Consider the following 20,884-nt stretch of genomic DNA (forward strand, 5'->3'; position numbering starts at 1 on the left):
TCCCACACCCCCGCCACCCCTTCCCGCGCCCCCAACCCGCGCCAGCTGGCGTCGAGAATGTACTGGTGGAGCGGCCCTCTCGACGTTTCCCGCCACCAGCACATGGTGATCAAGGGTCCAGTTCCGTGACCCCACCATAACCTTCCCTGCGTACCGCACCACCGATCCCGACTGCCCACAGCTCGCGTCGACAATGCTTTGGCGGAGAGGGGTTCTTGGTGTTGGCCTGCGTATGTCGAAATATCAGGTGGGGGTGAGTGAATGTCCGGGGGTGAGGGAGGGGCGGTTGGTCAGTGATCCAGCCTTGGTTCCAGGCTCGATCGCTGACGTGACGGGTGTCAGTTGGTGTGGCGTCCGAATCGGCCCGATTCGAAACCGGCCAGCATGCGGAAGGCGAGTACGGCGCCCCACGGGCCGATGACCCAGATCGGCCACGGGTAGGTGAATTCTCCGACGCTGATCGAGATCGCGGCCCAGATGGTGAGCACCAGCACGCTCACTCCGAGCCACGAGGTGCCTTCGATCTGCTGCCAGATCGGGAAGCGATTCATCGAATTCTTCTGTACGGCAGACTCTTTCGGCAACTTCGGCAGATCCGACATGACCAGCTGCAGATCGTCGCGAACGCCGGTCTCATAGACGCGGGCGACGCGCTGATCGTATTCGGCAAGGTCGATCCGGCCGTCCGCCATGTGCCGTCCGAGCAGCCGTACAACCTTCTCGCGCTCCGCATCGGAGGCCCGAGTACCAGGCGAGATTTCCATGTCCAGTTCCTAACGGCTGGTTCAATATTCCACATTGGAAGGTGAAATTAAGGATGCACCCTCCAATGTGGAATGTCAAGCGTTCGGGTGAGGTGGCGATTGTGCTGGCCCGATCACCGACGGGTACGAGACTCCGGCCGCTGCCGTGGCCTGGACGCACTCTGCAATGTGTTCGGCCGATGACCTGCAGAGACGCCTGGTCTGCACGGTCAGTTGCCTCAGCACCGATGAGTGCTGGAGGCGGGGCTGTCGCCGCCGCGATGAGATTGGCTATGCCGCGATGAGATGGGCTGTACAGTGCGTCAACTGCCACACGGCCGATGACCTCGGTGATGTCGGAGCGGTGCCGGGTTCACCACTGCGCCAGTTGTTTTCGCCCGCTCCGCCAATGCGGTTCGCCGGGATGTGCGCGGGATCGCGCGTGCCGACGGGTTTGCTCCGGCGACAGCTCGGACTGCCGTAGATCCGCGGGGTCCCGGCGCAGTCCGGATACGCCTAGCTCGTTTTGGGACTGTCAGGTGTCGGCTGTTCGCCTATGACCTGCGGTGACGTCGGTCAGGTGACTCGTCCTGCCGCCGCTGCGGTTCGCGCCGCCGACGAGGCGATTCGCTGGGGTGCGCGCCGGATAGCACGTGCCGGTGTGCGCCGGAACCTTCGTCCCCGGGCCGACCGGTGGGCTGGCGGTAGTCCACTTGCTCCCTATGGCGGGTCGCTGGCGGTTCGTTCCAGCGATCACTCGACGGCTCCGGCCACCGTGGGGCGGCAGGGGTTCCGCGGCCGCCCCTCGGTGCGCCGAGTTCGTCGCGGGGCGACTCGGCGCGACGTTGGTTAGGCAGTGTGCCTCGGCTGGCGGACGGTTCGTCCCGGTGTTCACCCGCTGTTCTATCCGCATAGGGGTCCGACTCCGCCTCCCATCGATCGTTCGCTCTTCGGCGCGTGTTCGACGGCTGGTCCCGGCGTCGGGTTGGTGGTTCGTCGTAGCGGTTCGCTGAGTTCCGAGGATCGGGGGAGTCCGAGGCCCGGCGGCGGGTGGGTGCTGGGGTGTCCTGGCCGGGTGGTTCGCGGCGGCTCGAGCGGCTGGGGCGGGGCTGGTCTACCGGATTGTGGCGCTTGCTCGATAGCCTTTGTGCCCCAATGGATTCACGGGATGATTCGCGTTGGGGGCCTTCGGGCTCGACCACCGGCAGCTCGCGGGTGATGCGGTGGGAAGTGTCGCCGCGTTCGCGGAAGGCGGCGGGGATGCCCCGGTTGTGCAGCCAGGCGCCGGGGTCGTACCGGTCTTGGCGGTCCAGGTCGGGGATCGTGTGTTCGAGAAGGTCGAGCAGGTCGCCCTTGCCACCGCCGAGGGCGGAGCGGATGTCGGGGAAGGTGGTGGCGCGAAAGGCCCAGTCCCATTCATAGGCCGGATAGGTACCGCCGGTGTCGTGGCCGTGGAATACGAGATCGCCGGAGCGAGTGATGCGGGCCCGCACCGAGATGTCGCCGGATTCGATGAGGAAACCGCGGATATCGGTGCGGGCGCGGGTGGCGGCGTGGTCAGCGGCCTTTATCTCGAACCAGGCGGTCGTGAGGCCGGTGAGCGCGAGTCCAGCGGCGAAGGCGACCTGCACCCAGACATCGGACAGATCGCTCTTCCGGCTGACCTCGCAGGCGTACAGAAAAACCAAGCTCCCCACGACCAGCGTCCCGATGCGCGTCAGCCGCAGCGTCGTCGCATGGCGGACTAGACCGAGCACGCTGCTGGTCTTGTCCGACATGCTCTGCACTCCCGAACTGCGGTCCGCTGGCGAATCAGACTGGATCGTATGCGCCGCGGCAGCCCGGCGATACCGCAAGCACAAACCGGTCAGTCTGGGGAGTCGGAGTGCGCGCGCCAAGTCGACGAACGCGGCAGCCTCGGCCGCTTCACCCGCACGCTCAACCGCCTGGCCAGGCAGAACGCGGGCGTCAGCGCCAAAGAACTCATCTGTGAGCGAATCGTCCTGGAGGCCAATCGGTTGCTGACCCACACACCTGGCTCGGTCGCCGAGGCCGCCGAACAACTCGGCTTCGACGAGCCCTCCGACTTCTCCGCATAGTTCCACCTGCGCACGAGTCATACCCTGTCACCACACCCAGAACGCCCGAGGTGCGAACACCGACAAGGGGTGCGAAACTGACGCGCGGCCAGCAAATGTGGAGCACACGGAAATGCGGGACATCGGGCGCCGAGTCGATAACCTACGGAGGTATCCGCCCGCTTACGGGGTAACCGTTGTCAGACGGATACCATGGCTGGTCGCCCCGAGTGGACGACGAATTGTCCGACCACCGCGCAGGGAAGGGTCGTCGAATTTGCACCTGAAGAGTCTGACGTTGAAGGGTTTCAAGTCCTTCGCGTCCGCGACGACCTTGCGTTTCGAGCCGGGCATCACCTGTGTGGTCGGCCCGAACGGCTCGGGCAAATCCAATGTCGTCGATGCGCTCACCTGGGTGATGGGCGAACAGGGTGCGAAGGCGCTGCGCGGCGGCAAGATGCAGGACGTCATCTTCGCCGGTACCTCCGGACGCGCGCCGCTGGGTCGCGCCGAGGTCACGCTGACCATCGACAACTCCGACGGTGCGCTGCCGATCGACTACGCCGAGGTCTCCATCACCCGGCGCATGTTCCGCGACGGCGCGGGTGAATACGAGATCAACGGCAGCTCCTGCCGCCTGATGGATGTGCAGGAACTGCTCAGCGACTCCGGCATCGGCCGGGAAATGCACGTCATCGTCGGACAGGGGCAACTCTCGGCCATCCTGGAATCGCGTCCAGAGGACCGCCGCGCCTTCGTCGAAGAGGCCGCCGGTGTGCTCAAGCACCGCAAGCGCAAGGAGAAGGCGGTCCGCAAACTGGAGGCGATGCAGGCCAACCTCGCCCGCCTCACCGACCTCACCACCGAACTGCGCCGCCAGCTCAAACCGCTCGGCAGACAGGCCGAGGTGGCTCGCCGCGCTCAGACCGTCCAGGCCGACCTGCGCGACGCGCGCCTGCGCCTGGCCGCCGACGACCTGGTCACCAGGCGCAATGAACTGGAGAGTCAGCAGAGCAAAGAGGCCTACGCGCGCGAACAGCAGATCACGGTGCAGACCGAACTCGATGCCGCGAATGCCGCTCTGGCACAGCAGGAATTCCAGCTGTCCCGGCTGACGCCGAGCGCCGAGGCCGCCGCGCAGATCTGGTTCCAGCTGTCCGCGCTGGCCGAGCGCGTCAATGCCACCATCCGAATCGCGGGCGACCGAGCCCGCAACCTGCACACCGAAATGCCCGTCGGCAGCGGCCGCGATCCGGAGCAACTCGAGGCCGAGGCCGAACGCGTGGAGGCCGAGGAAGCCGAACTGCGCGAGGCAGTCGAGATCGCGGCCGAAACCCTGGAGGCCGCGCGCGAGGCGCTCGCCGAACGTGAGCAGGCCGCGAAGGCCGCCGAGCAGGCGCATCTGGCCGCGGTGCGCGCCATCGCGGACCGTCGTGAGGGGCTGGCCCGGCTGTCCGGTCAGGTCGAAACTTTGCGCACCCGATCGCAGTCGGTGGATGCGGAGATCACCCGGCTCACGGTCGCGATCGGCGAGGCCCGCCTGCGCGGTGAGGCGGCCCAGGCCGAATTCGATACGGTCCAAGGCGAACTCGGTGAACTAGAGGCCGGTGAGACCGGCCTGGACGCCCAGCACGAGCATGCGGTGCAGGCCCTCGCACTGGCCGATCAGCGCGTCACGGAACTGCGCGAGCAGGATCGCGACGCCAGCAAACGGGTTGCCTCGCTGAGCGCCCGCATCGAAGCATTGGGTATGGGTTTGGCGCGCAGAGACGGCGCGGCCTGGCTGGTCGAGAATCGCGCGCAGGGCCTGCTCGGTCCGCTCTCCGGGCTGATCCGGGTGCACGGTGGTTTCGAGGCCGCGGTCGCCGCGACCCTCGGTCCGCTCGCCGACGCCGTCGCCGCTGATACCGGAGATTCCGCACACGCCGCGGTGCGGGCCTTGAAGGAAGCCGACGGTGGTCGTGCCGCGCTGGTCTTCGATGCCGCGGCCGCGCCGATCACGTCCGACGGCGGGTTGCCCGGCGGAGCGCGCTGGCTGGTCGACGTGGTCGACGGACCGGACAACGTGCGCGGCGCCATTGCCGCGCTGACCGCAGGTGTCGCCGTGGTCGACGATCTCGCCGCCGCCACCGAGCTGGTCCGGGAACGGCCGGAACTGCGGGCGGTCACCCGAGACGGCGATCTCACCGGAACCGGTTGGGTGCTCGGCGGATCCGATCGCGCACCGAGTCAGCTGGAGATCCAGGCCGACATCGATACCGCCAAGGCCGATCTGGTCGCCGCGCAACGTCGCGCCGAAGAACTGGAGGCGGCCCTGTCCGGTGCACTCGCCGAACAAGCCGACCGCAAGGATGCCGTCGACCAGGCACTGCTCGCACTGCACGAATCGGATCAGGCCCTGGTCGTGATCTACGACCGTCTGGGCAGGCTCGGCGAGGTGGCGCGCACCGCCCAATCCGATATCGACCGGCTCACCGGCCAGCGCGCGGAAACCGAGTCGGGTCGGGAAGAGGCGCTGGCGGCGCTGGCCGATCTCGAAGAGCGGCTGCGCCGCACCGAACTCGAATCCGAGGTCGACGACGACGGCATGGGCGCGGCGGGCACCGAATCCGCAGGCCGCGACCGCGAGGAAGCCGCCGCCGCGCTGGCCGAGGCGCGGTCCATGGAAGTCGAGGCCCGCCTGGCTGTGCGCACCTCCGAGGAACGCGCGGAATCGGTTCGCGGCAAAGCGGATTCGCTGCGTCGGGCCGCCCGCGCCGAACGCGAGACGAGGGCTCGCGCCGAACGCGCGCAGGCCGCGCGCAGGCAGGCCGCCGAAGTCGCCGCCGCCGTTGCCGAATCCGGCGCCAAGGTCGCCGCAGAGCTGGAATCCGTTGTGGCGCAAGCGGGTGCGCGCCGTGACGAACTCGTGCGCCGCCGCACCGAATGCGCCACCCAGGTCGAGCAGATCAAGGAGCGGGTCCGCGCGCTGACCACCCAGCTGGCCCAACTCACCGACGCCGTGCACCGCGACGAGGTCGCCAAAGCCCAAGCGGCACTGCGCATCGAGCAGATCGAGGCGACCATCGCCGAACAATTCGGCATCGCACTGGCCGATCTGATCGCCGAATACGGTCCGGATGTGCCGATGCCGCCATCGGATCTGGAGTGGCAGGAGTACGAGCAGGCCAAGGAGCGCGGCGAGCAGGTCACCGCGCCCGCGCCGATGCCGTTCGACCGCAAGTCCCAGGAGCGCCGCGCCAAGCGCGCCGAGAAGGACCTCGCCACCCTCGGCAAGGTGAATCCCCTTGCGCTGGAAGAGTTCGCGGCGCTCGAGGAGCGCTACAACTTCCTCGCCACTCAGCTCGAGGACGTCAAGAGTGCGCGCAAGGATCTGCTGGAAGTGGTCGCCGAGGTGGACGCGCGCATCCTGCAGGTCTTCACCGAGGCCTACGAGGACGTCGAGCGCGAATTCGTCGGCGTTTTCGCGAAGCTGTTTCCGGGCGGCGAGGGCAGGCTGGTGCTCACCGACCCGTCGGACATGCTGACCACCGGTATCGAGGTGGAGGCCCGCCCGCCCGGCAAGAAGGTCAAGCGACTGTCGCTGCTGTCCGGTGGTGAGAAATCGCTGACCGCCGTTGCCCTGCTGGTGGCCATCTTCCGCGCCCGCCCCTCGCCGTTCTATGTGATGGACGAGGTCGAGGCCGCGCTCGACGACACCAACCTGCGCCGCCTCATCGGTCTGTTCGAGCAGCTGCGGGAGAAGAGTCAGCTGATCGTCATCACCCACCAGAAGCCGACCATGGAGATCGCCGACGCCCTCTACGGCGTCAGCATGCGCGGTGACGGCATCACCCAGGTGATCAGTCAGCGGCTGCGCGGAGAGACCCTGACTCCGGTCGGCGCGGCCAGCTGAAGGTAAGGCCCCTGCACGATCCCCTTTGTGATCGTGGCCTTTTCGATTCCGCGTTGTTGCCCGACGCCGACGCCCGCCGAGTACGTTGCGAAATATGGGCGGGAGGGTGGCGCTGGTAGTCGGCTCGGAGTGCACAGCGCTGCCCAGGTTGGGTTTCACCGACGACCTCGCGACCGGCCTCTACACCGAACTGCGCGAACTCGGTGGCTGGCAACCGGCCACCGGCACCGACGGCCCGCTGCTCGATCCGACGATCGACGAATTGGTCTGCGCGGTAGACGAAGCCTTCGACACCGCGTCGAATCGGCAAGCGACACTGCTGATCAGCTTCGTCGGCCACGGCATGACCACCGCCGCGGAGAACTTCTACCTGCTCGCCCGTGACTCACCGCAGCTGCCCAAGCTGCGCAACGCCTTTCACCTGACGCAGGAAATCCAGGAGCGACTGAACAGTGCCGCGACGCTGGACGGATTGATCGTCTTGATCGACGCCTGCGAGACGGGGGAGGGGGTGCGCGGCGCCGCCCGGCGCTGGCCGGAGGCCTCCGGCCCGAACGGGCGGGTCGAACTGCTGGTCGCCACCGGCAACGGACCCGCCTATTTCGGCTGTTTCACCAGGACGATCATCACCACCTTCGGCAAAGGGGTACCGCACGGCGGTGAAAGCCTGCTGCCCTCGGATCTGGTGCAGCCGCTGCGCCAGTGCCCCGCGCTGGAGCCGCAGTCGTTCTCCTTCACCTCCGGAATCCGCACAGCCAGTAGCGATCCCGGGCTCTGGCTGGTGCCCAATGCCGCCCGCCGCGAGGACGCGGTCAGCGGCACCGCCGCGGCCGGTTTCATCGACCAGTTGATCAACGGTCTGGTCATTTCGGAGCCATTGCGGGAGCGGCTGACCCAGGTGGTCGACTCCGGCGAGGAACGGCTGCGCGGTGTGCTCGGTCCGGCGGGCTGCGGTAAATCGACGCTGCTCGCCACGCTGATCCGCCCGGGCTGGGTGGATACGCTGCCGATCAAGGCCGAATACGTCACGGCCGCCATATTTCTTGACGTCACCAGCTCCATGGAATCGTTCACCGCCGAGCTGGCCCAGCAGCTGGGCAGCAGGCTGGACGGTTTCAAGGCCGCGACGCGCATGGTCGAATTCGATCTGGCCGAGCAGGACAGTCGTGGGCTCGATCTGTTCGAGATCAGGATTCTGCAGCCGCTGGCCAGGCTGCGCAGCTCGAAGCCGGTGCACATTCTGGTCGACGGACTCGATCAGCCCAAGCGCGGCAGCCGTACGCTGCTGTCGTACGCGGTCGCCGAGCTGACCCGTCGCCCGGAGCTCGCGCACGTCCATCTGATCGTCGGGATCCGTGAGGGCACCGGCATCGAGAATTCGCCGCGACTCGCCCATATGCGCCGCATCGAACTGCCCGCGCCGACGACTCCGGATATCGCCAATACCGTCGCGGCGGCACGCGGCCATACCGCGCATACGAATTGGCGCGAATGGATCGACGGTCTGCTGCAGCAGACGCCGACGGGCGGTTGGCTGCTGGCGCGGCTGCTGATGGAAATCCGTTCCGATATAACCGCTTCCGATCTGGAGCGGGGAATCGGCATCGATACTCTGGTGTCGCGACGGGTCCGTGATGTCGTCGACAACACCGATTCCGCCACGGGCGCAGCGGTATACGCATTGCTCGGCATTCTGGTTGCCGCCGGTGCCGGGCCGGTGCTGCCGCTCGAGCTGCTCGAACGCGGTCTGGAATTCCTCGGAATCGAGTTGAGCACCAACCGGATTCGCGATCTGGTCGTCCGGTTGGGAGTGTTGGTCAGCCGCGGCCGACCCGGCACCGGAGGCGAAACGCTGGGATTGGCGCACAACGCCTTTCGGCGCTCCCTGATGGTCGCCGGGCAGCCGCAGTGGCGTCGCGATGCGCATCGGGCGCTGGCCGAGGCGATCGACTCGGATGCGGGCTCGTCGACACCCGCACCACAGATCACCGACTACGCGCGGCGATCGGCGGTGCGCCACTATCTCGGCTACGGCGATTCGGCTGCCGCGATGGCTTTTCTGGAACGGTTGAACACCCCGCGAGCAGCGGATAATCGTGATCTGTGGGCCGCGTGGATACCGTCGTTCGAATCCGCGGTCGGCCCCGATCACTCCGACACTCTCACCGCCCGCAATAACCTCGCCTTCTGGCGCGGGGAAAGCGGCGATCTGGCCACCGCCATCACCGAGCACCAAGGGCTACTCGCCGAACGGCTGCGCGCGCTCGGTGCGGACGATCCGGGCACCCTCACCATTCGCACCAACCTTGCCCGCTGGCATGGCGAAAGCGGTGATTTTCGCACCGCCGTAGCCGAATTCGAGCAGTTGGTCGCCGACCGGACCCGGCTGTTGGGCGTCGACGACCCGGCGACGCTGCGCACCCGGGGTGATCTTGCGCATTTTCGTGGCGAGCAGGGCGAAACCGCACAGGCCATCACGGATTTCCAGCAGTTGATCGCCGACCGGCTGCGCGTCCTCGGACCGGATCATCCCGACACGCTCACCGCCCGTTATGAACTCGCGTACTGGCGCGGTGAGAGCGGCGACCTGGATGCCGCCATTATCGAGCTGCACCAACTGCTCGTCGATCAGCAACGCATTTCCGGCACGGCCGATCCGGCCTTCTTCAAGACCCGCCATCACCTGACCGAATTGCATGCCGAGAGCGGCGATCACATGCGCGCCATTGCCGAATTCCAGCAGCTGCTCGCGGAACAGGATCGGGTGCTCGGTCCCGATCATCCGCATACCCTGATCACTCGCAACGATATTGCCCGCTGGCGCGGTGTGAGCGGCGACCACGCCACCGCCATCGCCGAATTCCAGCAGCTGCTGACCGATCGGACCCGCATTCTCGGTCCGGAACATCCGCATACGCTGCGCACTCGCAACAGCATTGCCTTTTGGCTCGGCGAAAGCGGCGAACACCACCGGGCCATCGGCGAATTCCGGCAGCTGATAGAGGACGAGCGCCGCATCCTCGGCCTGGATCAGCCGCTCACCCTGAAGTCACGCCACAACATCGCCCACCTGTATGGCGAAATCGGTCACTACCTCACCGCCGTCGCCGAATTCGAGCAGGTGCTCCCGGCCAGGATCCGGGTCCTCGGCCCCGATAACCCGCATACCCTGCGCACACGCCACGAACTTGCCTTCTGGCGTGGGGAGAGCGGCAATCCGGCCACCGCGGTGCTGGAGTACCAGCAGCTGCTGGCCGACCGGCAGCGGGTTTTGCCGATCGATCATCCCGACACCTTGCGCACCCGTCACGCGGTCGCCTACTGGCGCGGGGAGAGCGGTGACCCGGCAGCGGCCGTCGCCGACTACCGGCTGCTGCTGCGCGATCAACTGGCCATCCTCGGCCCGGAGCACCCAGAAACCCTCAGTACCCGTCACTGTCTCGCATTCTTCCTCGGCCAGAGCGGCCAGATCGGCGCGGCCGTCACCGAATACGAACAACTGCTCGACGACGAGCGCAAAGTGCTCGGACCCTTGCATCCGGAAACCCTGCACACCTGGCACCGCCTCGCGCTCTGGCGCGGTGAGAGCGGCAATACCGCTGTCGCGCTCGCCGAACTCGAGGAACTGCTACCACTGCGGCTGCGTATTCTCGGTCCCGACCATCCCGATACATTGCGCACCCGGCACAATCTGGCGAAGTGGCGCGGTGAGGCGGGCCAATACGCCACCGCCATAGCCGAATACGAGGAACTGCTGGACGACCGGCGGCGCATTCTCGGCGCCGACCACCACGACACGCTGACGACCCTGCACAACCTCGCCTACTGGCGCGGTGAAAGCGGTGATCCGGCCGCGGCGGTCATCGAATTCGAGCATCTGCTCGTCGACCGGGAGCGCGTACTCGGACCGGACCACCCCGACACCCTGCGCACCCGTGCGAATCTCGCACACTATCGGGCCGAGAGCGGCGATATCGCCACGGCCCTTTCCGAATTCGAGTACGTGTTCGTGAATCGCATCCGGGTGCACGGACCGGAACACCCCAACACCTTCCGCACCCGCCACGACATGGCGTGTTGGCTTGGTGCGCAAGGTGATCCGGCCATCGCGGTCGAGCGTCTCGAGCTGCTGCTCACCGATCGCGTCCGAGTGCTCGGCGATGATCATCCGGATACGCTGTTGAACCGAAATGAATTGGCCCGCTGGCGTTGTGAATCCGGTGATCCGCAATCCGCCGTGCGCGATTTCGAGCAATTGCTCACCGACGAATATCGAATATTCGGCCGGTCCCATCCGCGTACCCTCAGCACCCGCTTCCACTTGGCGCACGCCCGTGGCTCCGCGGGCGACACCGTAACTGCCGCGACCGAATACGCGGAACTCCTGGCGGACCAGCTTCGTGTTCTGGGTCCCGACCACCCCGATACCCGTCGAACCCGAGCCGCCTGCCCCAATGGAAAGCCTGCACCGTCTCCTCGGGATCCGCACTAGTGCGGATCCCGAGGACTCCGGTCAGTGCGCGGCGGCGCGGCGGTCGCTGTCCTGTTGTGCCTTGATCTTGGCGGCACCGGTTGTGGAGAGCCAGGATTCGAGGGTGGTGAGGGCGGGGTAGATTTCCCGAAGCGCGGGGATGTCGGCGTGCCAGCCCGCGGACTTGCGCAGCAGCCGCCAGGTGTTGCCGATCTGTTCGCCGATGGCATCCGCTTCGGCCTCGGTGACCTCGTGATAGCGCACCGGATATCCGGTGGCCCTGGTGATCGCCGCAAGGGCCGCGACGGGAGTTATCGCGTCACCGGCCAATTCGAGGGTTCGGCCGTGGAAGCGATCCGGGTCGGCGAAGGCCAGTGCGGCGAAGGCCGCGATATCATCGATCGCGATCATCTGCAGCGGCCACTCCGCTGGGAACAGATGCTTGTGCACGCCGTCGATGATGCCGTCCACCGGACTGCCGCGCATGATGTAGTTCTCCATGAAGCGCACTGGACGCAACAGGGTGTAGCGCATACCGCTGGCAGCGGCTGCAGCCTCGATGCCGCGTTTTCCGGCCTGGCCCCAGGCGGCGTCATCGGTCATCGAAGCAACACCGGTGAAGACGATCTGTTCGACCCCCGCACGCTTGGCCGCGTCGATCGCCACGACGCCGCGGGTGGCTTCCAATTCCGCCTGCCAGCCGTTCGGTCCGAAAGCGGCTGGTGGCACGAGGAATACACCGCGCGCTCCGGCGACGGCGGTGTCCAGTGTTGCGGGAGTGTCGAAGTCACCGGTCACCAATTCCGCACCGGCGTCGGCCAATGCGCGAGCCGCGGGCGTCTGCGGATCGCGGACCAGCGCACGCACCGCGATACCGTCGGCCAGCAGTCGGCGCGCGGTCGCGCCGCCCTGCTTGCCGGTCGCGCCGGTGACCAGGATGGGGTTCTGCTGAAGGGACATGCTCGCCTTCTCTGCTCGATATAATCGGGTCGGATAACCCGTATTCGGCACGATATGAGTGTGGCCACCCGCTTGGCCAGGTCCAGGAACGGAAGGCCGTAACGAAATGTCTGCTTCGCTGTCCACTCCGGCGTCTTCCGCGCGGGCCGATGCCCGTCGCAATCGCGCGCTGGTGCTGGCCGCCGCGCAACGTGCTTTCGCCGAACACGGCACCTCGGTCTCATTGGCCGAGGTCGCCCGCAGAGCCGGGGTGGGGGCGGGCACCGTCTATCGGCATTTCCCCACGAAAACCGATCTGCTGGAAGCGGTTATGCAGCAGCGCGTCGACCGACTCGCGACACTGGCCACCGAATATCTCGACGCGCCGGATCCGGGTGCCGCGTTCTTCGCGGTCTGCACCGAGGTGGTCATGTCGGCCCCGGGCAGCCAGGCGCTCTGCGATGTCGTCCAGTCCGATGACGGTTGGCCGAAGGCGCTGCTACGCGGCGCGGGCGACCGCTTTCATCACGCGCTCGGCGCACTGCTGACGGCGGCGCAGCGCCGAGGCGCGGTCCGCTCCGATCTCGAAATCGCCGATGTGCTGGACATTTTCACCGGATGCGTCGCGGTTCAACGACGTCAGCGCTCCGGTGGGCCGATGATTCGGGCTGTCGCGATCATGCTCGATGCCATGCGTGTGAACCCCGGAATCATCGCCGTAACGAAACCCGATTCGGAGGCCAAGTTCAGTAACGAAACCGGCCCTCGTAACGAAACCTGTCCGATCTGCGGCACCGAGATCCACCCCACCGGCACCGGCCGCCCGGCCCGATACTGCTCGGCGGCCTGCCGTCAGAAGGCACACCGCCGACGAACCACCCGCGCGGCGCGGGCCGAGGCGGCCGTTCTGGGATAACACGACAGAATGTCGGGCGACCGTCTGCCCTGGAACGCTCCGGGCATAGACGGTCGGCAAAAGGGCGGGGGAGCTAGAGCAGGTCGCTCACATCGTCCGGCACGTCGACGGCGTATTTGCGCAAGATGTCCATCGAGATCACTTCCAGGGCGTTTTCATGGGTGGCCGCCAGCACCACCGGCGCGGCGACACCGTCCTCATGGGCGTGCAACCAGCGCACGGCCACCACACACCACCGGTCGCCCGGCTGCAGGCCCGGGAAGTTGTTCTCCGGGCGCGGCGTACTCAGATCGTTGCCGATGGACGCCTGGTGTTCGAGAAATTCAGCCGTGACGACGGTGCACACGGTATGGCTGCCCAGATCCTCCGGCCCGGTACTGCAGCAGCCGTCCCGGTAGAAGCCGGTGAGAGGATCGGTGCCGCACTCTTCCAGCGGCCCCCCAAGCACGTTTCGATCGGTCACGTCGCCGATACTATTGTCACTTCGCGAGAAGTTCCGCAGGACAAGAAATCTCGGGGGTTGTGTGTCGGGTCCAGGACGCTGTGGTAAGGCGGATGACCTGGTTCTGCAAGGATGGTCGGCGTGAGCTCCGAAGCCTGGATCCTGATTGCCGCTGTCGCCGCCCTGCTGGTGGTGGCGTTTGTCGCCGGATTCGTCCTGTACAAGCGCCGTCGCGTCACGCTGACGCCACCCGCCGCCGAGAAAGAAGTGACCGACCGGTCCGGCGGATACGCGGCCTCCGGTGGCTTCAACTTCAGTCAGGGCGGCACGGCCACCGCGACACGCCCGGAGCCCGCGCCGATCGAGCGAACCGATACCGAGGGGCAACCCCATGTCGGCGACGACGCGGCGATTCCGCGTGACGCACCGAAACGTGGCATTACCAATGTGCCGCTGCCCGAGGGCGATGTCGAAACCGCGGAATCCGCACCGGTCGAAACCGATGGCGCGGGCACCACGGCCGAATCCGCCACGGCCACGGTCGATTCGGATACCGCGGTCGAGTCGGACGAGGCAACCGCCGAACCTGGAACCGTGCCGCCCACCAGCGCCGATGGCGCCGCGCCCGCGGACTCCGCCACCCACGTGGATCCTGGGACTGGCGCGCCTACTGACACTGCCGCGCCGACGGAGACCGTTCCACCTGCGGAAACAATCCCGCCCGCAGCCCCGATACCAGCGCCGACCTCGGACAAAACCTCCGTAGAAACGGCCCGCGAACCTCGAGCCGCCGATGCGGCCACGACCCCTGCCCTCGAGGAAATCGAGCCGACCGCGGGCCGCCTGGTCCGCCTGCGCGGCCGCCTGTCCCGCTCCCAGAATGCCGTCGGCAAGAGCCTGCTCGGCCTGCTCGGCGGCGGCGACCTCGACGACGATTCCTGGGAAGAGGTAGAGGACACCCTGGTCCTGGCCGATCTCGGCACCGCGAGCACCACCGCGGTGGTGGATCGCCTGCGCAAGGAAATGGCCGCGCGCAGCGTCCGCAATACCGAACAGGCTCGCGCCGTGCTGCGCGAGGTACTGATCGATGCGCTACGTCCCGAACTCGACCGGTCGGTGCGTGCGCTCCCGCACGACGATCATCCGTCGATCCTGCTGGTCGTCGGTGTCAACGGCACCGGCAAGACCACCACGACCGGCAAACTCGCCCGCGTACTCGTCGCCGACGGCCGCCGGGTCCTGCTCGGCGCCGCGGATACTTTCCGCGCCGCCGCCGCCGATCAGCTGCAGACCTGGGGTGAGCGGGTCGGTGCCCACACCGTCCGTGGCAAGGAGGGCGCGGATCCGGCCGCGGTCGCCTTCGACGCGGTCAGCGCGGGCATCGAGGGCGGCGTCGATGTCGTCATGATCGATACCGCGGGTCGGCTGCACACCAAGACCGGTTTGATGGACGAGCTCGGCAAGGTCAAGCGCGTGGTGGAGAAGAAGGCAGCGGTCGACGAGGTCCTGTTGGTCTTGGATGCCACCGTCGGACAGAACGGTCTCATGCAGGCGCGCGTCTTCGCGGATGTGGTCGATATCACCGGCGTCGTGCTCACCAAACTGGACGGCACGGCCAAGGGCGGCATCGTCTTCCAGGTGCAGCACGAACTCGGCGTTCCGGTGAAACTGGTCGGCCTCGGCGAGGGCGCCGACGACCTGGCTCCTTTCGAGCCAGGCGCCTTCGTGGACGCGTTGCTCGGCTAGCTCCGCGCCACCGAACCCTTCCCCTCGGAAACAGCTGTCGGTTTGCTCCGACACGCATCGCACACCGGCGATGAAGCGGCTGTGCACACCAGGAAACGTGGTAGCAACACAACTGCCCCACGCGTTCACTTAGGTGAAACACAGCATCATCACGGATGAAACACCGAATGGCGACCCTTCTGTGCAGGTCCAATTGCCGGAGTCGGCAGGGCCCGAGATGAGGAGGACATTAAGGTGGCTTTTCCCCTTACCGGTGCACCGGACACCGGTGACACCGCCTGGATGCTGGCCAGTTCAGCGCTCGTGTTGTTGATGACGCCCGGCCTGGCGTTTTTCTACGGCGGCATGGTCCGCTCCAAGAACGTGCTCAACATGATCATGATGAGCATCAGCGCCATGGGGCTGGTCGGCGTGCTGTGGTCGCTATACGGATACTCGACCGCATTCGGTGACAACAAGTTCGGCGTGATCGGCGATCCGGCGCAGTTCTTCGGTCTCAAGGGTCTGATCGGCGGCAATTCGGTTGCCGAGGTCAAGGACGCGAGCGGCGCTGTCACCACTGCCGCGGTGAACATCCCGCTCGCGGGCACAATTCCCGCGACCGTGTTCGTCGCGTTCCAGTTGATGTTCGCGATCATCACGGTTGCCCTCATCTCGGGTGCGGTCGCAGACCGCTTGAAGTTCGGCTCCTGGCTGCTGTTCGCCGGTATCTGGGCGACGGTCGTCTACTTCCCGGTCGCGCACTGGGTCTTCGACTTCGACGTCAAGGATGCCGACGGCAATGTCGTGCACGAAGGCGGCTGGATCGCGAACAAGCTGCTCGCGGTCGACTTCGCCGGTGGTACCGCGGTCCATATCAATGCCGGTGCGGCGGGCCTGGCGCTGGTGCTGGTGCTCGGCAAGCGCAAGGGCTGGCCGAAGACTCCCTTCCGCCCGCATAACCTGCCGTTCGTGATGCTCGGCGCCGGTCTGCTGTGGTTCGGCTGGTTCGGCTTCAACGCCGGTTCCGCGGTTTCCTCGGGGGGTCTGGCCGGTTCGACCTTCATCACCACCACCCTCGCGACCTGTGCCGCGATGCTGGCATGGCTGCTGGTGGAGAAGGTCCGCGACGGCAAGCCCACCTCGCTGGGCGCGGCTTCGGGTGTGGTGGCCGGTCTGGTCGCGATCACCCCGTCGTGCTCCTCGGTCAACGTGGTCGGCGCCCTGGTGATCGGCTTCGTGGCCGGTGCGATCTGTGCGCTCGCGGTCGGCCTGAAGTTCAAGTTCGGCTTCGACGACTCGCTCGATGTCGTGGGTGTGCACCTTGTCGGCGGCGTCATCGGCACCCTGATGGTCGGCTTGGTCGCCGCGCCGGAGGCGGGCGCGGGCAAGACGGGCCTGTTCTACGGCGGCGGTTTCGACCAGCTGTGGCGTCAGGCCGTCGGCGCCGGTGCGGTACTTGCGTTCTCCTTCATCGCGAGCCTGATCATTGCCTATATCGTGAAGTTCACCATTGGGCTGCGCGCCAGCGAGGAAGCCGAGTCGGTGGGCATGGACGAGTCCGAGCACGCTGAAACGGCATACGATTTCGCTGCTGTGGGTGGCACGGCACGTACCGCCGTCAAGGAGGCATGACGACATGAAACTGATCACCGCAATCGTCAAACCGTTCACTCTCGAGGACGTCAAATCCGGGCTCGAGCAGGCTGGTGTGCTGGGCATGACCGTCAGCGAGGTACAGGGCTACGGCCGCCAGAAGGGGCACACCGAGGTCTACCGCGGCGCCGAGTACTCGGTGGATTTCGTTCCGAAGGTTCGGGTCGAGGTTGTCGTGGACGATGCGTCGGTCGACAGGGTCGTCGAGGTGATCGTCGAGGCATCCCGCACCGGCAAGATCGGTGACGGCAAGGTCTGGGTGACGCCGGTGGAATCGATCATCCGGGTGCGGACGGGCGAACGCGGTACCGACGCTCTGTAAACGGAAAATCGAAATCGAGCGGCGGCCCCGCTCCCACCGGATAGCCCGGTCGGGGCGGGGCCGTACGCATTTGGATGGACGGTGGTTTGTGGGTAGTCACGAGCAAGACGGCAGACAGGTAACCGAGAATGTCTCCAACGGCGCGACCGACCTGGTCCGGGCACGCAATCAATTGCTCGAGGGCGGACTGCCCCGCAATCCGCGTCTGGACGCGGAATCCCTGCGTTCGGCGCTGGTCGATCTGTTCGAACTGTGGCTGACTACGAAGGGCACCGATCTCGGCATCGGCCGCGACAGCGGTCTGGCCGTGGTCGCGGTGGGCGGACTCGGACGCAAGGAGATGCTGCCGTACTCCGATCTGGACCTGGTGTTGCTGCACGATGACGTCGATCCGGCGCGGGTGGCCGAGGTGGCCGACCAGCTCTGGTATCCGCTATGGGACGCGCACATCAAGCTCGACCACAGCGTGCGCACCGTGCCGCAGGCATTGCGCGTGGCCTCCGACGATCTCATCGCGGCCCTCGGCATGCTCGAGGCCAGGCACATCGTCGGCGATATCGAGTTGAGCAATCTGCTGATCGGCGGGGTGCGCCGGGAGTGGCGGACCGGAATCCGTTCGCGCTTCGACGAATTGATCGAACAGGCCGAGACCAGATGGGAGCGCAGCGGTGCGATCGCCCATCGTGCCGAACCCGATCTGAAGAACGGGCGCGGCGGACTGCGCGATATCCAACTGCTCGACGCGCTGGCCATCGCACAGCTGACCGATGCGATGCCGGGTCTCGGGCCGGATGTGCCGGGCGGTGGGGTAAAGCACGCGCGGCGCCGTTTGCTGGATGTTCGCACGGAGCTGCATCGGGTGGCGGGCCGGGCGCGCGATCAGCTGCGCGCCCAGGATGCCGACGAGATCGGCGCGGCCTTGCGCATCGGTGATCGTTTCGATCTCGCTCGCACACTGAGCGATTCGGCGCGGACGGTGAGTTACTCGGTCGATGTCGGTCTGCGCACCGCGGCCAATGCGCTACCGCGTCGTGGCCTCGCGCGACTGCGTCGCATGCCGGTTCGTCGACCGCTCGATGAAGGGGTGGTCGAACACGCGGGGGAGGTCGTGCTGGCCCGGGATGCGCGGCCGCAGCGCGATCCCGGACTGATTCTGCGGGTGGCCGCGGCGTCGGCGCAGACCGGGCTGCCGATGTCCGCGACGACCCTGAACCGGCTCTCCGAGGATGCGCCGGAGCTGCGCGAACCCTGGCCCAAGGACGCTGTCAACGACCTGTTGATCCTGCTCGGCGCGGGCCGCGGCGTCATCGATGCGGTCGAGGCACTGGACCGAACGGGCTTGTGGGGCAGGCTGCTTCCCGAATGGGGTGCGGTGCGCGACCTGCCGCCGCGCGATGCCCTGCACACCTGGACCGTGGACCGGCACCTGATGGAGACGGTCGCCTATGCGAGCGCGTTGAGCACCCGCGTCGCCCGTCCCGACCTGCTGATGCTCGGTGCGCTGCTGCACGATATCGGCAAGGGTCGTACCGGTGACCACAGCGTTGTCGGCGCCGAACTGGCCACCCATATCGGACGGCGTCTCGGCCTGTGGCCGTCGGACGTGCGCACGCTCAGCGCCATCGTGCGCCACCATCTGTTACTGCCCGACACCGCGACTCGCCGCGATCTGGCCGATCCGGACACCGTGGGACTCGTCGTCGATGCCCTCGGCGGCGACGCGCAACTGCTCGAACTGCTGCACACCCTGGCCGAGGCCGATTCGCTGGCCACCGGACCCGGCGTGTGGGGTGATTGGAAGGCCTCGCTGATCGGGGAACTCGTGCGGCGCTGCCGCTTGGTCATGGCGGGGGATCAGCTGCCGGAGCCGGCGCCGATCGCACCGGAACTGCTGGCCAAGGCAGCGGCGGGTGGCGTGCACGTCGATCTGCGGCCCGGCGAGGGCAAGTACACCTACACGGTCACCGTGATCGCGCCCGATACGCCGGGCCTGCTCTCGGATGCCGCCGGGGTGTTGGCCCTGCATTCGCTGCGGGTGCTCTCGGCAACCGTCGGCAGTGAAGGTAGCTCGGCCATCAATACTTTCGTGGTCTCCCCGAAGTTCGGCGATCCGCCGGACGGCGGACTGCTGCGGCAGGAGCTGATCCGGGCGAGCGCGGGCGATCTGGATCTGTCCGCGGTGCTGGCGAAGCGGGAGCGCGAGGCCACCGGTACTCGCCCGAGCCCGTACGCGCAGGCGCAGCCCCGGGTGATCTGGTCGGCGGCGTCGACTCCCGGCCAGGTGGTCCTCGAATTGCGTGCCGAGGACCGGATCGGCCTGCTCAGCCGTCTGGCCGCGGCGTTTGCCGAATGCGGTGCCGATGTGCGCTGGGCCAAGGTGGTGACCATGGGTTCCGCGGTGGTCGACGCCTTCAGCCTCGACCTCGGCGTCGATATTCCGGAGCGTCGCGAAACCGTCGAAAAGGCGGTTCTGGCCGTGGTCCCGCGGCCCGCTCCGAAGCCGCCGGAGGGAGTCGGACCACCCGGTACCAGCTCGAACTCCTGACCGGAGCGATTGACATTTGCGCATGATTTGCTGAAAGCGTATGCAGCGCGCCCGGCGCACCCTACTATCAGAGCGTCTGGCTATCGCGAGCATGAGGGGAGCAGGTCGGTGGCAATTGAAGTCGTTTCGGCGTCGATGATGACGAGTGACGAGACCACGCATATGGCGCGCTGCGTCGGCGGTGATCGGTGGGTGGTCTCCTGGCTGCCCGGCCGGACACTGACCGGTCAGCAGGCTGTGACCGCTATGACGATTGCCACGACCGTTGCCACCCACGATGTGCCGACCGGCACGGGCTGGGCCATGCTCGACGACCTGGCCCTCGAGCTGGGCCTCACCGGTCGGGAGGCGGTTTTCATGGTTGCTCTGGAGAACCACGACTACCGCAAAACCGCCAGACCGCGCCGCCGCGCGATGGAATAACGCCACGAAGCGAGCACCGCTTGCGCGAACTGGTGGGCAGTCCCATTACCCTGGGATACCAAGTGACGTCCCACGAGATCAGGAGCGCGATCGGTGTTCGAATCCCTGTCCGACCGGCTTACCGGTGCCCTCAAGGATCTTCGCGGTAAGGGGCGTCTGTCACCGGCCGACATCGACGCCACCTGTCGTGAGATCCGCCTCGCCCTGCTCGAAGCCGACGTCGCGCTGCCCGTGGTGCGCGGTTTCATCGCCAAAATCAAGGAGCGGGCCAAGGGCGCGGAGGTCTCCGCCGCCCTCAATCCGGCCCAGCAGGTCGTCAAGATCGTCAACGAGGAACTCATCGGAATCCTCGGTGGCGAAACCCGCAGGCTGACCCTCGCCAAGAATCCGCCGACGGTGATCATGCTCGCCGGTCTGCAGGGTTCCGGTAAGACCACCCTGGCGGGCAAGCTCGCGAAATGGCTCAAGGGGCAGGGCCATCAGCCGCTGCTGGTGGCCTGTGACCTGCAGCGCCCCGGCGCGGTCACCCAGCTCCAAGTGGTCGGTGAGCGCGCGGGTGCGCCCGTCTTCGCGCCGCATCCCGGTACCTCCATCGGCGGCGGCGAGAATCCGCTGGGCATTTCGGCGGCCGATCCGGTCGCGGTGGCCGAGGCCGGTGTCGCGGAGGCGCGCAGCAAACAGTACGACGTGGTGATCGTCGACACCGCCGGTCGCCTCGGTATCGATGCC

Annotated in this window: 14 protein-coding genes; 10 read left to right on the plus strand and 4 right to left on the minus strand. The window is 66.9% G+C overall.

Annotation, left to right across the window (positions count from 1 at the left end):
• Positions 1 to 338 precede the first annotated feature (338 nt).
• Together NP3_RS33625 and NP3_RS33630 are read right to left on the minus strand one after the other, a co-directional pair.
• Positions 339 to 764 carry a DUF1707 SHOCT-like domain-containing protein gene (locus tag NP3_RS33625; RefSeq protein ID WP_063045780.1) on the minus strand — a complete coding sequence of 142 codons (426 nt, stop codon included), beginning with the start codon at positions 762 to 764 and terminating at the stop codon, positions 339 to 341.
• A 533-nt stretch (positions 765 to 1,297) separates the two neighbouring features.
• Complete coding sequence (locus tag NP3_RS33630; protein WP_063045781.1) at positions 1,298 to 2,521, minus strand: hypothetical protein; 1,224 nt, start codon at positions 2,519 to 2,521, stop codon at positions 1,298 to 1,300.
• Positions 2,522 to 2,569: 48 nt separating this feature from the next.
• Here NP3_RS33630 and NP3_RS33635 point away from each other — a divergent pair, with 48 nt between their 5' ends.
• The 3 genes from NP3_RS33635 (at position 2,570) to NP3_RS33645 (ending at position 11,208) form a co-directional block, all read left to right on the plus strand.
• A complete protein-coding gene (locus tag NP3_RS33635) occupies positions 2,570 to 2,842 on the plus strand; it encodes a helix-turn-helix domain-containing protein (protein ID WP_063045782.1) in 273 nt (90 codons plus the stop codon).
• 256 nt (positions 2,843 to 3,098) lie between these two features.
• Positions 3,099 to 6,716 (plus strand): chromosome segregation protein SMC, encoded by a 3,618-nt coding sequence (gene smc / locus NP3_RS33640; protein WP_063045783.1) that lies wholly within the window; start codon positions 3,099 to 3,101, stop codon positions 6,714 to 6,716.
• Between the two features lie 94 nt (positions 6,717 to 6,810).
• Positions 6,811 to 11,208, plus strand: a complete 4,398-nt coding sequence (locus NP3_RS33645) for a tetratricopeptide repeat protein (RefSeq protein ID WP_084509367.1) — start codon at positions 6,811 to 6,813, stop codon at positions 11,206 to 11,208.
• Positions 11,209 to 11,229: 21 nt separating this feature from the next.
• On the opposite strand, the gene NP3_RS33650 is transcribed toward NP3_RS33645, so the two are convergent.
• Positions 11,230 to 12,147, minus strand: coding sequence for an NmrA family NAD(P)-binding protein (locus NP3_RS33650; RefSeq protein ID WP_063045785.1), 918 nt, complete (start codon positions 12,145 to 12,147; stop codon positions 11,230 to 11,232).
• 106 nt (positions 12,148 to 12,253) lie between these two features.
• On the opposite strand from NP3_RS33650, the gene NP3_RS33655 reads away from it, so the two are divergent.
• Positions 12,254 to 13,042: a TetR/AcrR family transcriptional regulator gene (locus NP3_RS33655; RefSeq protein ID WP_063045786.1), complete on the plus strand. Its 789-nt coding sequence runs from the start codon at positions 12,254 to 12,256 to the stop codon at positions 13,040 to 13,042.
• Positions 13,043 to 13,115: 73 nt separating this feature from the next.
• On the opposite strand, the gene NP3_RS33660 is transcribed toward NP3_RS33655, so the two are convergent.
• On the minus strand, positions 13,116 to 13,505 hold the full coding sequence (locus NP3_RS33660; RefSeq protein ID WP_019048221.1) for a DUF2237 family protein: 390 nt from the start codon (positions 13,503 to 13,505) through the stop codon (positions 13,116 to 13,118).
• Positions 13,506 to 13,625: 120 nt separating this feature from the next.
• On the opposite strand from NP3_RS33660, the gene ftsY reads away from it, so the two are divergent.
• The 6 genes from ftsY to NP3_RS33690 form a co-directional block, all read left to right on the plus strand.
• Positions 13,626 to 15,230: a signal recognition particle-docking protein FtsY gene (ftsY, locus tag NP3_RS33665; RefSeq protein ID WP_063045787.1), complete on the plus strand. Its 1,605-nt coding sequence runs from the start codon at positions 13,626 to 13,628 to the stop codon at positions 15,228 to 15,230.
• Between the two features lie 234 nt (positions 15,231 to 15,464).
• The gene (locus tag NP3_RS33670) at positions 15,465 to 16,844 is read left to right on the plus strand and encodes an ammonium transporter (RefSeq protein WP_063045788.1); all 1,380 of its coding nucleotides are present in this window, start codon (positions 15,465 to 15,467) and stop codon (positions 16,842 to 16,844) included.
• 4 nt (positions 16,845 to 16,848) lie between these two features.
• Complete coding sequence (locus NP3_RS33675) at positions 16,849 to 17,187, plus strand: P-II family nitrogen regulator (RefSeq protein WP_063045789.1); 339 nt, start codon at positions 16,849 to 16,851, stop codon at positions 17,185 to 17,187.
• Positions 17,188 to 17,275: 88 nt separating this feature from the next.
• Positions 17,276 to 19,732 carry a [protein-PII] uridylyltransferase gene (locus NP3_RS33680; RefSeq protein ID WP_063045790.1) on the plus strand — a complete coding sequence of 819 codons (2,457 nt, stop codon included), beginning with the start codon at positions 17,276 to 17,278 and terminating at the stop codon, positions 19,730 to 19,732.
• A gap of 108 nt (positions 19,733 to 19,840) precedes the next feature.
• A complete protein-coding gene (locus NP3_RS33685; RefSeq protein ID WP_245721221.1) occupies positions 19,841 to 20,155 on the plus strand; it encodes a hypothetical protein in 315 nt (104 codons plus the stop codon).
• A 93-nt stretch (positions 20,156 to 20,248) separates the two neighbouring features.
• Positions 20,249 to 20,884 (plus strand): signal recognition particle receptor subunit alpha (locus NP3_RS33690; RefSeq protein ID WP_174566294.1); only part of this gene is annotated, 636 nt, incomplete at its 3' end.

Origin of the sequence: Nocardia pseudovaccinii NBRC 100343, from assembly GCF_001613225.1 — a bacterium.
In the GTDB taxonomy this organism is placed as follows: Bacteria; Actinomycetota; Actinomycetes; order Mycobacteriales; family Mycobacteriaceae; genus Nocardia; species Nocardia pseudovaccinii.